Genomic DNA, 13,380 nt, shown 5'->3' on the forward strand with positions numbered 1-13,380 from the left:
GGCGGCCGCGGCCGGCGGGCCCGCGGCGAGGAAGCCGGCCGCCGCGAGGGCGGCGGCCGTGAGGAGGGACCAGGCTCTGCGCACAACTGCCTCCGGAACATGGGGGGATGGAGTCAGGTCGGCGGAACGGGACCAGCGGCGCCCAAGATGGTCCAGACCAATCCTCTTGTCAAGGGTTCCGGGCCTCCCCCACCGCCGCGCGGGCGGCCGCCTCGTGCATGGCGAGTTCCAGCAGGACCGGGTCCGTGAGGGTGCCCTCCCCGTCCGGGAGCACCGCCCAGCGCACTCCCCCGGTCGCCCGGCCCGGGTAGGGGACCACGATCCACGCCCCGCGTCCGACCCCCCGTACGCCCGTGCCGACCCAGTGGGAGGCGGTGCCCGGGGGCACGAAGAAGCCCAGCCGCGATGCTCCGAAGTCGGCGAGCACCGGGCCGGGCCGGCCGGCGAGCGGCCCGAGCACGTCGAGGGTGGCCTGCCCCAGCTCCCCCGGCAGGACCAGCACGTCCCAGAGCCGCCCCGCGGGCAGCAGGGCCACCCCGAGGGGGTCGCGCTCCCATGCCCGCCGGCAGGCACCGGGGTCCGGCGCCGCCGACACGAGCCAGTCCACCGCGGTCTTCTCCCCCGGGGTCGTCATCGCCCGGCCTCCGTTCCGTGTAGGTGAGGTGTCCTCACCCGCACAGAGCGGGGCCGGGCGCGGCTATGACGCGGGTTTCCCCACCCCGTGGTGGTGAATCGGGTCACACGGCGCTTGGTGGTGTGCGCCGGGCGCGGGGGCGGTGCGGGGCGTGCTCAGCTGTCGAAGCCGAGGCCGAGCTTGTCCATCGCCTTCAGCCACAGGTTCCGGTGCCCGCCCCGGGCGTCCGCGCGGGCCAGCGACCACTTGGTGAGCGCGATCCCGGTCCAGGCGAACGGCTCGGGCGGGAAGGGCATCGGCTTGGACTTCACCATCTCCAGCCGGGTGCGCTCGGTGGAGAGCCCGTCGAGCAGGTCGAGCATGACCTCCGCGCCGAAGCGGGTGGCGCCCACCCCGAGGCCGGTGTAGCCGGCCGCGTACGCCACCTTGCCGGAGTGCGCCGTCCCGAAGAAGGCGGAGAAGCGCGAGCAGGTGTCGATCGCGCCGCCCCAGGCGTGGCTGAACTTCAGCCCCTCCAGCTGGGGGAAGGCGGTGAAGAAGTGCTCCGCGAGCCGGAGGTAGGTCTCGGGGCGGTGGTCGTACTCGGAGTCGAGCCTGCCGCGGTACGGGTAGATCGCGTCGTAGCCGCCCCACAGGATCCGGTGGTCCTTGGTGATCCGGAAGTAGTGGAACTGGTTGGCGCTGTCGCCCAGGCCCTGGCGGTTCTTCCAGCCGATGGACGCCAGCTGGGCCTCGTCCAGCGGCTCGCTCATCAGGGCGTAGTCGTAGACGGGGACGGTGAGGGGGCGGATCCGGCGGACCAGCGAGGGGAAGATGTTGGTGCCCAGGGCGACCCGGCGGGCGAGGATCGTGCCGTAGGGGGTCTGCACGGTCATCCCGCGCCCCGCCCCGGCGAGCTTCAGGCCGCGGGTGTTCTCGTAGATCCGCACCCCGAGGTCCAGGCAGGCCTGCTTGAGGCCCCAGGCCAGCTTGGCCGGGTTGAGCATGGCGACGCCGTCGCGGTCCCAGAGGCCCGCGAGGAAGGTCGGGGAGTCGACCTCGGCGCGCACGGCGTCGCGGTCGAGCCATTCGGAGCCCCCGGCCAGGCCGAGGCGCAGTGCCTCCTCGTGGAGTTCGCGCAGTTCCTCGACCTGGTGCGGTTCGGTGGCGACGTCGATCTCGCCGGTCCGCTCGAAGTCGCAGTCGATGCCGTAGCGGGCGACGGCCTCCTCGATGGCGTCGAGGTTGCGGGCGCCCAGTTCCTCCAGTTTCGCCAGCTCACCGGGCCAGCGGGCGATGCCGTTGCCCAGGCCGTGGGTGAGGGAGGCGGCGCAGAAGCCGCCGTTGCGGCCGGAGGCGGCCCAGCCCGCCTCCCTGCTCTCGATCAGTACGACGTCCCGCTCGGGGTCGCGCTCCTTGGCGAGCAGCGCGGTCCACAGGCCGCTGTAGCCGCCGCCGACGACCAGCAGGTCGCAGCGCTCGTCGGAGGTGAGCGCCGGCTGCGGGGCGGGCTTGCCGGGGTCGTCCAGCCAGTACGAGACCGGCTTCGCTTCGGAAAGGGATTTCGCAACACTACGCATGGCGACTGGGGCCATGGCTTCCAACTCCCTACGGAACTGATTACTTCGGTTGTGCCTTCTTGCGGCGGTTGCCGACCATCTGGCCGGCGAGGACCACCAGCACCGCGATGACGAACATCGCCGTGCCGATGACGTTGATCTGGACGGGCGTGCCGCGCTGCGCCGAGCCCCACACGAACATGGGGAAGGTGACGGTGTTGCCCGAGTTGAAGTTGGTGATGATGAAGTCGTCGAACGAGAGCGCGAAGGAGAGCAGCGCGCCCGCCGCGATACCGGGTGCGGCGATGGGCAGGGTCACCCGCAGGAAGGTCTGCACCGGGCCCGCGTAGAGGTCCCGGGCGGCCTCCTCCAGCCGCGGGTCCATGGACAGGACGCGGGCCTTGACCGCGGCGACGACGAAGCTGAGGCAGAACATGATGTGGGCGATCAGGATCGTCCAGAAGCCCAGCTGGATGCCCATGTTGAGGAAGAGCGCGAGCAGCGAGGCCGCCATCACGATCTCCGGCATGGCCATGGGCAGGAAGATCAGCGAGTTGACGGCGCCGCGCGCCCGGAACCGGTAGCGCACCAGCGCGAAGGCTATCGCCGTGCCCAGGGCGGTCGCCGCGAGCGTCGACCACAGGGCGATCTGGAGCGAGAGGCCGAGGGAGCCGCACATGTCGGCGACTCCGCAGGGGTCCTTCCACGCGTCGAGCGAGAACTCCTGCCAGGCGTAGTTGAAGCGCCCGGAGGGGTTGTTGAAGGAGAAGACGGTGACGACGACGTTCGGCAGGATCATGTACGCGAGCGTGCCGAGGCCCGCGATCACGACCAGGTTGCGCCGCAGCCAGGTGAGGGGGGTGCGCATCAGACCAGGTCCTCCGTCCCCGCTCGGCGGATGTAGATGGTGACCATGATCAGCACGATGGCCATGAGAATGAAGGACAGCGCGGCCGCCGTCGGGTAGTCGAGGATCCGCAGGTACTGCGACTGGATGACGTTGCCGATCATCCGGGTGTCCGTGGAGCCGAGCAGCTCGGCGTTGACGTAGTCGCCGCTCGCCGGGATGAAGGTGAGCAGGGTCCCGGAGACCACGCCCGGCATGGAGAGCGGGAAGGTGACCTTCCGGAAGACCGTGGCGGGGCGGGCGTAGAGGTCCCCGGCCGCCTCGTGGAGGCGGGTGTCGATGCGCTCCAGGGAGGAGTACAGCGGCAGGATCATGAAGGGGAGGAAGTTGTACGTCAGGCCGCAGACGACCGCGAGCGGCGTGGCCAGCACCCGGTCCCCCTCGGTCATGCCCAGCCAGCTGGTCACGTCGAGGAAGCCGACCGCGTTGAGGGCGCCCACCACCGGTCCGCCGTCGGCCAGGATCGTCTTCCAGGCCAGCGTGCGGATCAGGAAGCTGGTGAAGAACGGGGCGATGACCAGGACCAGGAGCAGGCCCCGCCAGCGGCCCGCCTTGAAGGCGATCAGGTAGGCCAGCGGGTACCCGAGCAGCAGGCACAGCGCGGTGGCGGTGCCGGCGTACAGCAGGGAGCGCAGGAACTGCGGCAGGTACTCGGTGAGGGCGTCCCAGTACGTCCGGAAGTGCCAGGTGACCTCGAAGCCCTCTTCGAGGGAGCCGGTCTGCACCGAGGTGGAGGCCTGGTAGACCATCGGCAGGACGAAGAAGACCAGCAGCCACAGGATCCCGGGCAGCAGCAGCCAGTACGGGACCAGCCGCTTGCGCACGGACGGCTTGTGGACCGGGGGTCCGGCGGGGGCGGGCGCCTGGGGCGGCGCGGCGGTGGCGGTCACGCGCTCTCCTCGACCGTCTCGATGCCCGCTTCCATGTCCTGGGCCGCGTCGAGTCCGAAGGTGTGCTCCGGGTTCCAGTGCAGTACCACCTCGGCGCCCGGCACCAGGCGGGCGTCGCGCTCGATGTTCTGGACGTAGACCTCCAGCTCGGCGCAGACCGGGCTGTCGACGACGAACTGGGTGGACACCCCGATGAAGGAGGAGGCGGCTATCCGGCCGGTGATCTTGTTACGGCCGGCCGCGATGGCGTTCTCCTCCTCGGCCGGGACGAGGGACACCTTCTCCGGGCGGACACCGACGAGCAGCTTCCCGCCGGCCCGGGGCGTGGTCGAACACCGGGTGGCGGGCAGCCGCAGGGTGGTGCCGGAGGCCGAGACGACGACGTCGGATCCGGCGGACTCCACCGAGGCCTCGATGAGGTTGGAGGTGCCGAGGAAGTTGGCGACGAAGGTGGTCCGCGGGTTCTCGTAGAGCTCGGCGGGGGCGCCCAGCTGCTCGACGCGCCCGCCGTTCATCACGGCGACCGTGTCGGCCATGGTCATGGCCTCCTCCTGGTCGTGCGTGACGTGCACGAAGGTGATGCCGACCTCGGTCTGGATCCGCTTGAGCTCCAGTTGCATCTGGCGGCGCAGCTTGAGGTCGAGGGCGCCGAGGGGCTCGTCGAGCAGCAGCACCTGCGGGTGGTTGATCAGGGCCCGGGCGACGGCGACGCGCTGCTGCTGGCCGCCGGAGAGCTGGTGCGGCTTGCGCTGGGCGAACTGGCCGAGCTGGACCAGCTCCAGCATCTCCTCGACCTGCTTCTTGACGGACTTGATGCCGCGGCGGCGCAGGCCGAAGGCGATGTTCTCGAAGATGCTCAGGTGCGGGAAGAGCGCGTAGCTCTGGAAGACCGTGTTGACCGGGCGCTTGTAGGGCGGCAGGTGGGTGACCTCCCGGTCGCCGAGGTGGACCGTGCCGGTGGAGGGCTCCTCCAGCCCCGCGATCATGCGCAGGGTGGTGGTCTTGCCGCAGCCGGAAGCGCCGAGCAGGGCGAAGAAGGAGCCCTGGGGGACGGTGAGGTCCAGCGGGTGCACGGCGGTGAAGGTGCCGTAGTGCTTGCTGATCCCGGAGAGGCGGACGTCGCCGCCTTCGGTCTTGTCAGTCATGGAGGGGTCCCGGGGTTGGGTGGGCGGAGAGGTCAAGGAGGGAGGGCCGGGGCGGCCGCCGGCGCGTCGGGCGGGCGTCAGGCGCCGATGAGCTTGGCGAACTTCTCCTCGTACGCCGTCTCTTCCTCGCCGGTGAGGGAGCGGAAGGCGTGGGACTTGGCGGTCATCGCCTTGTCCGGGACGATCAGGGTGTTCTCCGCGAGCTCGGGGTCGATCTTGGCGAGCTCTTCGCCCACGCCCTCGACGGGGCACACGTAGCTGATGTACGCGGCGAGCTGGGCGGCGACGGGGAGCTCGTAGTAGTAGTCGATGAGCCGTTCCGCGTTGGCCTTGTGCCGGGCCTTGGCGGGGACCAGCAGGTTGTCGCTGGAGGTGATGTAGCCGGCGGCGGGGATCGCGAACTTGATGTCCGGGTTGCCGGCCTGGAGCTGGATGACGTCGCCCGCCCAGGCGAGGCAGGCCGCGAGGTCGCCCTTGTCGAGGTCGGAGGTGTAGTCGTTGCCCGTGAAGCGGCGGATCTGGTTCTTGTCCACGCCCTTCTGGAGCCGGCCTATCGCCTCGTCGAAGTCCGCGTCCGTGAAGGAGGAGGGGTTCTTGCCCTGGTCGAGCATGGTCATGCCGACGCTGTCGCGCATCTCCGTCAGGAAGCCGACGCGGCCCTTGAGGGAGGGGTCGTCGAGCATCTGGGTGACGGAGTCGACCTTCTTGCCGTCCGTCGCCTTCTCGTTGTAGGCGATGACGGTGGAGATGCCGGTCCAGGGGTAGCTGTACGCGCGGCCCGGGTCCCAGTCGGGGCTGCGGAACTGCGGGGACAGGTTGGCGTAGGCGTGCGGCAGGTGCGCGGGGTCGAGCTTCTGGGCCCAGCCGAGGCGGATGATGCGCGCCGCGAGCCAGTCGGTGACGACGATCAGGTCGCGGCCGGTGTCCTGGCCGGCCGCGAGCTGCGGTTTGATCTTGCCGAAGAACTCGACGTTGTCGTTGATGTCCTCGGTGTACTTGACCTTGATCCCGGTCCGCTTGGCGAACTCGTCCAAGGTGGGACGGGACTTCTCGTCCTCGCTGGTGTCCATGTACTCGGTCCAGTTGGAGAAGATGATCTCCTTTTCCCGGTCCGAGTGGTCGTCGGAGGCCGCGGCCGCGCCGCCCTCGCGCTTGGCGGGCGGGATTCCGCACCCGGCGAGGGTGGACGCGCCTGCGAGGGTGAGCGCTCCGACTCCGGAGGCGCGCAGCAGCGAGCGGCGGGTGAGGGCGCCGCGCCCGCTGGTGAGGCTGCGCCGCATCGCGGCGAGTTGTGCCGCGGAGAGGCGGTCGGGCTCGAACTGCTCCATGCGAAGAGGCCTTTCGGGAGGTGTACCGCCGGTCGGGCGGTGGTCGGCTATCGGTCCCCGAAGATCGTGCGGTGCCAGTCCTTCGCGGCTACCGCGGTGTTGTCGTACATCACGTGCTTGACCTGCGTGTACTCCTCGAAGGAGTAGGCGGACATGTCCTTTCCGAAGCCGCTGGCCTTGTAGCCCCCGTGGGGCATCTCGCTGATGATCGGGATGTGGTCGTTGACCCACACGCAGCCCGCCTTGATCTCGCGGGTGGCGCGGTTCGCCCGGTAGACGTCGCGGCTCCAGGCGGAGGCGGCGAGTCCGTACGGGGTGTCGTTGGCCAGCGCGATGCCCTCGTCGTCGGTGTCGAAGGGCAGGACCACGAGGACGGGGCCGAAGATCTCCGACTGGACCACCTCGCTGTCCTGGGCGGCCCCGCTGATGAGGGTGGGCCGGTAGTACGCCCCGTCGGCGAGGTCGCCGCCCGGGATCTCGCCGCCGGTGACGACGGTGGCGTAGCCGCGGGCGCGCTCGACGAAGCCGGCGACGCGGTCGCGCTGGGCGTGCGAGACCAGCGGGCCCAGGTCGGTGCCCGGCGCGAAGGGGTCGCCGAGGCGGACGGTCTCCATCAGCGCGGCGACCCGGGCGACGAAGGCGTCGTGCAGGGGGCGCTGCACGTAGGCGCGGGTGGCGGCGGTGCAGTCCTGCCCGGTGTTGATCAGGGAGGCGGCGACGGCGCCGTGCGCGGCGGCTTCCAGGTCGGCGTCGTCGAAGACGAGGAAGGGTGCCTTGCCGCCGAGCTCGAGGTGCAGGCGCTTGACGGTGGCGGTGGCGATCTCCGCGACCCGCTTGCCGACGGCGGTGGAGCCGGTGAAGGAGGTCATCACCACGTCGGGGTGGCCCACCAGGTGCTCGCCCGCGTCGCGGCCGGCGCCGGTGACGATGTTGATCACGCCGTCGGGCAGGCCCGCGTCCTTGGCCGCCTGGGCGAACATCAGGGACGTCAGCGGGGTCAGCTCGGCGGGCTTGAGCACGATGGTGTTGCCCGCCGCGATCGCCGGGAGGATCTTCCAGGCGGCCATCTGGAGCGGGTAGTTCCAGGGGGCGATGGAGCCGACGACGCCGATCGCCTCGCGGCGTACGTACGAGGTGTGGTCGCCCGAGTATTCGGCGGCGGCCTGCCCCTGGAGGTGCCGGGCGGCGCCCGCGAAGAACGCGGTGTTGTCGATGGTGCCGGGTACGTCGAACTCGCTCGACAGCTTGATCGGCTTGCCGCACTGGAGGGACTCGGCGTAGGCGAAGTCCTCGGCCTGCTCGGCCAGTACGGCGGCCAGCCGGTGCAGGGCGTCCGACCGCTCGCCGGGGGTGGCCCCGGACCAGGCCGGGAAGGCGCGCCCGGCGGCGGCGACGGCCTCGTCGACGTCCGCGGTGCTCGCCAGCTCGTAGGTCAGGACCTCCTCGCCGGTGGCCGGATCGACCACGGTGTGTGACCGTCCGGAGGTTCCGGCCCGGAGCTGTCCGTCGATGTACTGCGCGCCGTCTGCGAAGCGGTCCTTGACCTGGAAGCGGTTGCCCATCACGCTCTCACGCTCTCCGTAGCTACAGTTCGAGCTACAGCTCGAATTGAGTGCCGATCCTGACAGAGGTGGTGCCCTCGGCCAAGTGATTCCGTTGTTGCCTTTTGATTACGCGACGGAATCGGTCGACCATGTGTCGAGGCACGCCGAAAATCCGGTACGAAGTGTCAGTGGCGGGTGTCACACTCGCGTGCATGGAGATGATCGACGACCTGATCAAGCAGGTCAGCCGCGGTGAGCGGGTGAAGTACCTGCCGTTCTGGGGGCACCGGCCGCGGCCCGACGGCAAGCTCGGTCCGAGCTGCCTGAGCCAGTGGTGGCCGTCCGCCTTCACTGTCGGTGACGTCCGTTATGCCACGGCCGAACACTGGATGATGGCCGGCAAGGCCCGGCTGTTCGGGGACCCCGAGGGCGAGCGCGCCGCACTGGAGGCGAAGACCCCGGCCGAGGCGAAGAAGGCCGGCCGGCTCGTGCGCGGCTTCGACAACGCGACGTGGGAGCGGGAGCGGTTCGCCCTGGTCGTGGAGGGCAGCCTGCACAAGTTCGGCTCCGACCCGGCGCTGCGCGCCTACCTGCTGGGCACCGCGGACCGGGTGCTGGTGGAGGCGAGCCCGATGGACCGGATCTGGGGCATCGGGCTGGCGGCCGATGACGAGCGCGCCCTGGACCCCGCCCGCTGGCGCGGGCTGAACCTGCTGGGCTTCGCCCTGATGGAGGCCCGCAAGCAGCTGCGCGAAGGCGGCGAGGCCGCTGGCGGCGGGGACGGTCCGGGCCGGGCGTAATTGGCTGGCGGAGCCGGAAGGGCGCCGCCTAACGTGTTCCTCGTCCAGGTGCGAAGGCGAGACCTACTTCGACTCCAGATCGGGTGGCCGCGGGTTCGAGTCCCGTCACCGGCTTCAGGCCGGTGTAGCTCAGTCGGCAGAGCACCATGTGGTTTCGCCGGCCTTGTTCTCTGGACACCTTTTGTCACGCACCTCCCGGTGCGCAGGCTGCGGCTCCTTCTTTCGCAGAGATTCCCAGGCCGCCGCCACCTTGATCTCGGGAGGCCGCGTGGGGGATGCCCGGTGCGCAGGCGACGGTTACTTCCGCCAACCCGGAGGTCGTGGGTTCGAATCCCGCCCGGCCCGTCACCCGCAAGGAACGGGCCGGTGGAGCAGTGAGGAAGCTCGCCGGGCAAAAAGTCCGCCGCCGACTCCCGATCTCGGGCATCCCCCACGCGACGCCTCCCCCGCTTCCATCGAATTCGGGGGGATTCCCATGGCTCGCTTCAACCTGCGCGCGCTCGTCAAGTCGGCGCCCACCGCGCCCACTTCGCCGGTGCGCTCCACCGGAAGGGCCCGCACCGCCGAGGGCGGCCCGGGCCGCCTGCGCGACCCGCGCTCCGAGCTGTTCCTGCTGGCCGTCGCCAACTTCGTTACGCAGCGCACCGCTTACGAGAGCGGCGAGGCGCGCGACGACCGTTTCGCCGCGCTCGTGCGCACCCTCGCGGTCGAGGATCCGGTATGGACGGCCGGCCTGCTGGGCTGGCTGCGCGGGGATGCGAACATGCGCACCGCCTCCCTCGTCGGCGCCGCCGAGTACGTGAAGGCCCGGCTCGACGCGGGCGCCACCGAAGGCCCCTCGAACCGCCGGGTCGTGGACTGCGTCCTGCGGCGCGCCGACGAGCCGGGCGAACTGCTCGCCTACTGGACGGCCACGTACGGCCGAGCCGTGCCCAAGCCCGTCAAGCGCGGGATCGCCGACGCCGTGCGCAGGCTCTACTCCGGCACCTCGCTGCTGAAGTACGACACCGACTCCAAGGCCTACCGCTTCGGCGACGTCCTCAACCTCGTGCACGCCTCCCCCGACCCGGACAAGCCGTGGCAGGGCGAGCTGTTCCGCTACGCCCTGGACCGCAGGCACAACCCGCACAGCGCGCAGGTTCCGGCGGGCAACCGCACCCTCGCCGCGCACCGGGCGCTGATGGAGCTGCCGGTCTCCCAGCGGCGAGGTGCCGTCGTCGGCCCGGGCGGCGCGGAGCGGCTCGCGGCGGCGGGCATGACCTGGGAGGCGCTGGCCGGCTGGCTGCAGGGACCGCTGGACGCGGCCGCCTGGGAGGCGGTCATCCCGTCCATGGGCGCGATGGCGCTGCTGCGCAACCTGCGCAACTTCGACGAGGCCGGGGTGTCGGACGCGGTGGCCGCGCAGGTCGCGGCGAAGATCTCCGACCCGGAGGTCGTGGCCCGGTCGCGGCAGTTCCCCTTCCGCTACCTGGCCGCCTACCAGCACGCGCCCTCGCTGCGCTGGGCGTACCCGCTGGAGCAGGCGCTGGGCCACTCGCTGGCCAACGTACCGGCGCTGCCCGGCCGCACACTGGTGCTCGTCGACCGCTCCGGCTCGATGTGGTCCCCGCTGTCGGACCGCTCCCGGCTCAACCGGGCCGACGCCGCGGCCGTCTTCGGCGCGGCGCTGGCGCTGCGGGCCGAGCACGCCGACCTCGTGCAGTTCGGCACGACCAGCGAGGCGGTCCCCCACCGCCGCGGCGAGTCCGTACTGAAGGTGCTCGAACGGTTCGGGGACCTCGGCGGCACCTGCACGGCCGAGGCCGTGAAGAAGCACTACCGGGACCACGACCGGGTGCTGATCGTGACGGACGAGCAGGCGGCCTCGTACGGCTACGGCGGGGACCCGACGGAGCACGTGCCGTCCGGCGTGCCCGTCTACACCTGGAACCTGGCCGGCTACCGGGTGGGGCACGCGCCCTCCGGCTCCTCGAACCGGCACACCTTCGGCGGGCTCACGGACGCGGCATTCCGGATGGTGTCGCTGATCGAGGGGGGCCGGGACGCCGACTGGCCGTGGCTTCAGACCCGTTCGTGAAGCCGTGAGTCCGAATACGGGCTCTCGTGGCGCGGGCCGTCGTCCCATCCCCCGTCGAGGAACGGGGCGAACATGGCCACCAGCATCAGGAGGCCCAGGGCGATGCCGATCGCACCCAGGATGATGCCGGCCAGGGCCATGCCGCCGTTGTCGGCCTCGCCGCGGTTGGCCTTGCCCCTGCCCAGGGCGCCGAAGACGACGGCCCCGATCCCGAGCGCGACCGCTATGAAGCTGGTGATGCATCCGACGACCGCGAGGATCCCGAGGACGAGCGCGGTGATGCCGAAGCCGTTGCTGGGCGCGCGCCCGTACGGCGGATACGCGCCGGGGAACGGGTATCCCTGCTGGGTGGGATATCCGGGATAGCCGGGATACGGGTATGCCGGGTCGCCGGGGTATCCGTAGCCGGGCCGGTCCGCCGGGTAGCCGTACGCCGCGGGGGCCGGACCGGCCGGGGACGGCGCGGCCGCGCCGGGGCCCGGCGCTGCGGGGGCCGTCCCGTCGCCCGGCATCCCGGCGAGCGTCGGCTGGTCGTGCGCGGACGGCGGGCCCGACACGCCCTGCGTGCCCTGCGTGCCCTGTGGTTTGCCCAGGTCCACCGGCGGCCGCTCCGGCGGCGCCCACGGGTCCCTCGGCTCGGGACTGCTGTCGTTCATACGGAGCCCCCCTCTCTCGTACGGCCATGCTAAGCGCTGCGACCGACAGTCACGGCCGTGCCTACGATGAAGGCGACCTGCCCGCACCCCGTCCCCCGGAGGCAACCCCCCATGACCGACCTGCACCCCTTCATCGCGGGGCTGCCCAAGGCCGAACTCCACGTCCACCACGTCGGCTCCGCCTCCCCGCGCATCGTGGCCGAGCTCGCCTCCCGGCACCCCGACTCGGCGGTCCCCACCGATCCCGAGGCCCTCGCCGACTACTTCACCTTCACGGACTTCGCCCACTTCATCGAGGTCTACCTGTCGGTCGTCGACCTCGTCCGCACCCCCGAGGACGTGCGGCTGCTGACCTTCGAGGTCGCCCGCGACATGGCCCGGCAGAACATCCGCTACGCCGAGCTGACCATCACCCCGTACTCCTCCACCCGCCGCGGCATCGACGAGAAGGCCTTCATGGAGGCCATCGAGGACGCCCGCAGGGCCGCCGAGAAGGAACTGGGCGTCATTCTGCGCTGGTGCTTCGACATCCCCGGCGAGGCCGGTCTGGAGGCCGCGGCCGAGACCGCGCGGCTCGCCGTCGACCTGCGCCCCGAGGGCCTGGTCTCCTTCGGCCTGGGCGGGCCCGAGATCGGCGTCCCGCGCCCGCAGTTCAAGCCGTACTTCGACGCGGCGCGGGCCGCCGGCCTGCACAGCGTGCCGCACGCGGGCGAGACCACCGGCCCGGAGACCGTGTGGGACGCCATCCGCGACCTGGGCGCCGAACGCATCGGCCACGGCACGAGCTCCGTCAAGGACCCGGAGCTGCTCGCGTACCTCGCCGAGCACCGCATCGCGCTGGAGGTCTGCCCGACGTCGAACATCGCCACCCGCGCGGTGACCGACCTGGACCGCCACCCGGTCAAGGAGATGGTCGCCGCGGGCGTGCTCGTCACCATCAACAGCGACGACCCGCCGATGTTCGGCTCCGACCTCAACAACGAGTACGCGGTCGCGGCGCGTCTCCTCGACCTCGACGAGCGCGGGCTCGCGCAGCTCGCCAAGAACGCCGTCGAGGCCTCCTTCCTGGACCCGGACGGCAAGGCGAAGCTCAACGCGGAGATCGACACGTACACCACGCAATGGCTCGCGCGCTGAAGTCGCCCCGAGAATGGGGCCATGCGCACCTTGACTGCCATCGGCCACCGCGGAGACCCCTACCGCGTCCGTGAGAACACCCTGCCCTCGATCCGTTCCGCCTTCGCCCGCGGGGCGGACGCGGTCGAGGTCGACGTACGGCTGACCCGTGACGGGGTGCCGGTCCTCCTCCACGACGAGTCGCTCCAGCGGCTGTGGAGCCACGACGTGCGGCTCGACGAGATCTCCGCGGCACAGCTCAAGGAGCTGACGCAGGGCGCCGTTCCGACGCTGCGCGACGCGCTGACGGCGGCCGGGGCGGGCCGTCTGATGCTCGACCTCCCGGGCGCCACGCCGGAGGCGGTCCGCACGGTCGTGGGCCTGGTCCGCGAGTGCGGGGCGCGGGAGCGTACGTTCTACTGCGCGGGACCGGGCTCGATGCTGGTGCTCCGCGCCGCCGATCCCGGCGCGGAGATCGCGCTGACCTGGACGACGCTGTCACCGCCCCGGCGGGTCCTGATCGACGCGGTGGCGCCGCGCTGGCTCAACTACCGCTTCGGGCTGGTGAGCCGGGAGCTGGTGGACGCCCTGCATCGGGACGGCCTGCTGGTGTCGGCGTGGACCGCCGACACCCGGCGCACGATGAAGCGGCTCGTCGCGGCGGGGGCCGACGCGATCACCACGAACAGGGTGGACGCGCTGACGGCCGTGCGGGCCGAGTTCGGCCGGTGATACCCGCGCCGGG

12 protein-coding genes are annotated in these 13,380 nt (G+C 71.3%); 4 read left to right on the forward strand and 8 right to left on the reverse strand.

All coding sequences use genetic code 11. The annotated features are described in order from the left end of the window. Window positions 1-169 precede the first annotated feature (169 nt). From AVW11_RS21825 to AVW11_RS21855, 7 genes are all read right to left on the reverse strand, one after another. Entirely contained in the window at window positions 170-634 is a 465-nt protein-coding gene (locus AVW11_RS21825) for a hypothetical protein (protein WP_030844426.1), read from the reverse strand. A gap of 155 nt (window positions 635-789) precedes the next feature. Next, window positions 790-2,208, reverse strand: coding sequence for an NAD(P)/FAD-dependent oxidoreductase (locus tag AVW11_RS21830; RefSeq protein ID WP_076045448.1), 1,419 nt, complete (start codon window positions 2,206-2,208; stop codon window positions 790-792). A 25-nt stretch (window positions 2,209-2,233) separates the two neighbouring features. Continuing rightward, window positions 2,234-3,040, reverse strand: a complete 807-nt coding sequence (locus AVW11_RS21835) for an ABC transporter permease (RefSeq protein WP_030844429.1) — start codon at window positions 3,038-3,040, stop codon at window positions 2,234-2,236. Next, window positions 3,040-3,969 (reverse strand): ABC transporter permease, encoded by a 930-nt coding sequence (locus tag AVW11_RS21840; protein WP_076045450.1) that lies wholly within the window; start codon window positions 3,967-3,969, stop codon window positions 3,040-3,042. Before AVW11_RS21840 ends, AVW11_RS21835 begins: the two co-directional genes overlap by 1 nt. Next, window positions 3,966-5,114: an ABC transporter ATP-binding protein gene (locus AVW11_RS21845; protein ID WP_030844435.1), complete on the reverse strand. Its 1,149-nt coding sequence runs from the start codon at window positions 5,112-5,114 to the stop codon at window positions 3,966-3,968. Before AVW11_RS21845 ends, AVW11_RS21840 begins: the two co-directional genes overlap by 4 nt. A 77-nt stretch (window positions 5,115-5,191) precedes the next feature. Then, on the reverse strand, window positions 5,192-6,442 hold the full coding sequence (locus tag AVW11_RS21850; protein ID WP_030844438.1) for a polyamine ABC transporter substrate-binding protein: 1,251 nt from the start codon (window positions 6,440-6,442) through the stop codon (window positions 5,192-5,194). A 47-nt stretch (window positions 6,443-6,489) separates the two neighbouring features. Then, window positions 6,490-8,004, reverse strand: a complete 1,515-nt coding sequence (locus tag AVW11_RS21855; RefSeq protein WP_060176910.1) for a gamma-aminobutyraldehyde dehydrogenase — start codon at window positions 8,002-8,004, stop codon at window positions 6,490-6,492. Window positions 8,005-8,198: 194 nt separating this feature from the next. Here AVW11_RS21855 and AVW11_RS21860 point away from each other — a divergent pair, with 194 nt between their 5' ends. Together AVW11_RS21860 and AVW11_RS21865 are read left to right on the forward strand one after the other, a co-directional pair. After that, window positions 8,199-8,786: an NADAR family protein gene (locus tag AVW11_RS21860; RefSeq protein ID WP_076045452.1), complete on the forward strand. Its 588-nt coding sequence runs from the start codon at window positions 8,199-8,201 to the stop codon at window positions 8,784-8,786. A 475-nt stretch (window positions 8,787-9,261) separates the two neighbouring features. Then, complete coding sequence (locus tag AVW11_RS21865; RefSeq protein ID WP_076045454.1) at window positions 9,262-10,863, forward strand: TROVE domain-containing protein; 1,602 nt, start codon at window positions 9,262-9,264, stop codon at window positions 10,861-10,863. Here AVW11_RS21865 and AVW11_RS21870 read toward each other — a convergent pair. Then, window positions 10,848-11,519 (reverse strand): DUF4190 domain-containing protein, encoded by a 672-nt coding sequence (locus AVW11_RS21870; RefSeq protein WP_076045456.1) that lies wholly within the window; start codon window positions 11,517-11,519, stop codon window positions 10,848-10,850. The two genes, AVW11_RS21865 and AVW11_RS21870, sit on opposite strands and share 16 nt — an antisense overlap. A 111-nt stretch (window positions 11,520-11,630) precedes the next feature. On the opposite strand from AVW11_RS21870, the gene AVW11_RS21875 reads away from it, so the two are divergent. Next, on the forward strand, window positions 11,631-12,656 hold the full coding sequence (locus tag AVW11_RS21875) for an adenosine deaminase (RefSeq protein WP_030844444.1): 1,026 nt from the start codon (window positions 11,631-11,633) through the stop codon (window positions 12,654-12,656). A gap of 21 nt (window positions 12,657-12,677) precedes the next feature. Then, window positions 12,678-13,367 (forward strand): glycerophosphodiester phosphodiesterase, encoded by a 690-nt coding sequence (locus tag AVW11_RS21880; RefSeq protein WP_060176906.1) that lies wholly within the window; start codon window positions 12,678-12,680, stop codon window positions 13,365-13,367. Window positions 13,368-13,380: the final 13 nt, after the last annotated feature.

Source organism: Streptomyces amritsarensis, from assembly GCF_001953875.1.
Classification (GTDB): Bacteria; Actinomycetota; Actinomycetes; order Streptomycetales; family Streptomycetaceae; genus Streptomyces; species Streptomyces amritsarensis.

Excerpts from the sequence above, each read along its gene's own strand:
- AVW11_RS21825 (WP_030844426.1), bottom strand. The coding sequence starts at position 634 with ATGACGACCCCGGGGGAGAAGACCGCGGTGGACTGGCTCGTGTCGGCG.
- AVW11_RS21830 (WP_076045448.1), bottom strand. The coding sequence starts at position 2,208 with ATGGCCCCAGTCGCCATGCGTAGTGTTGCGAAATCCCTTTCCGAAGCG.
- AVW11_RS21835 (WP_030844429.1), bottom strand. The coding sequence starts at position 3,040 with ATGCGCACCCCCCTCACCTGGCTGCGGCGCAACCTGGTCGTGATCGCG.
- AVW11_RS21845 (WP_030844435.1), bottom strand. The coding sequence starts at position 5,114 with ATGACTGACAAGACCGAAGGCGGCGACGTCCGCCTCTCCGGGATCAGC.
- AVW11_RS21850 (WP_030844438.1), bottom strand. The coding sequence starts at position 6,442 with ATGGAGCAGTTCGAGCCCGACCGCCTCTCCGCGGCACAACTCGCCGCG.
- AVW11_RS21855 (WP_060176910.1), bottom strand. The coding sequence starts at position 8,004 with ATGGGCAACCGCTTCCAGGTCAAGGACCGCTTCGCAGACGGCGCGCAG.
- AVW11_RS21860 (WP_076045452.1), top strand. The coding sequence starts at position 8,199 with ATGGAGATGATCGACGACCTGATCAAGCAGGTCAGCCGCGGTGAGCGG.
- AVW11_RS21865 (WP_076045454.1), top strand. The coding sequence starts at position 9,262 with ATGGCTCGCTTCAACCTGCGCGCGCTCGTCAAGTCGGCGCCCACCGCG.
- AVW11_RS21870 (WP_076045456.1), bottom strand. The coding sequence starts at position 11,519 with ATGAACGACAGCAGTCCCGAGCCGAGGGACCCGTGGGCGCCGCCGGAG.
- AVW11_RS21875 (WP_030844444.1), top strand. The coding sequence starts at position 11,631 with ATGACCGACCTGCACCCCTTCATCGCGGGGCTGCCCAAGGCCGAACTC.
- AVW11_RS21880 (WP_060176906.1), top strand. The coding sequence starts at position 12,678 with ATGCGCACCTTGACTGCCATCGGCCACCGCGGAGACCCCTACCGCGTC.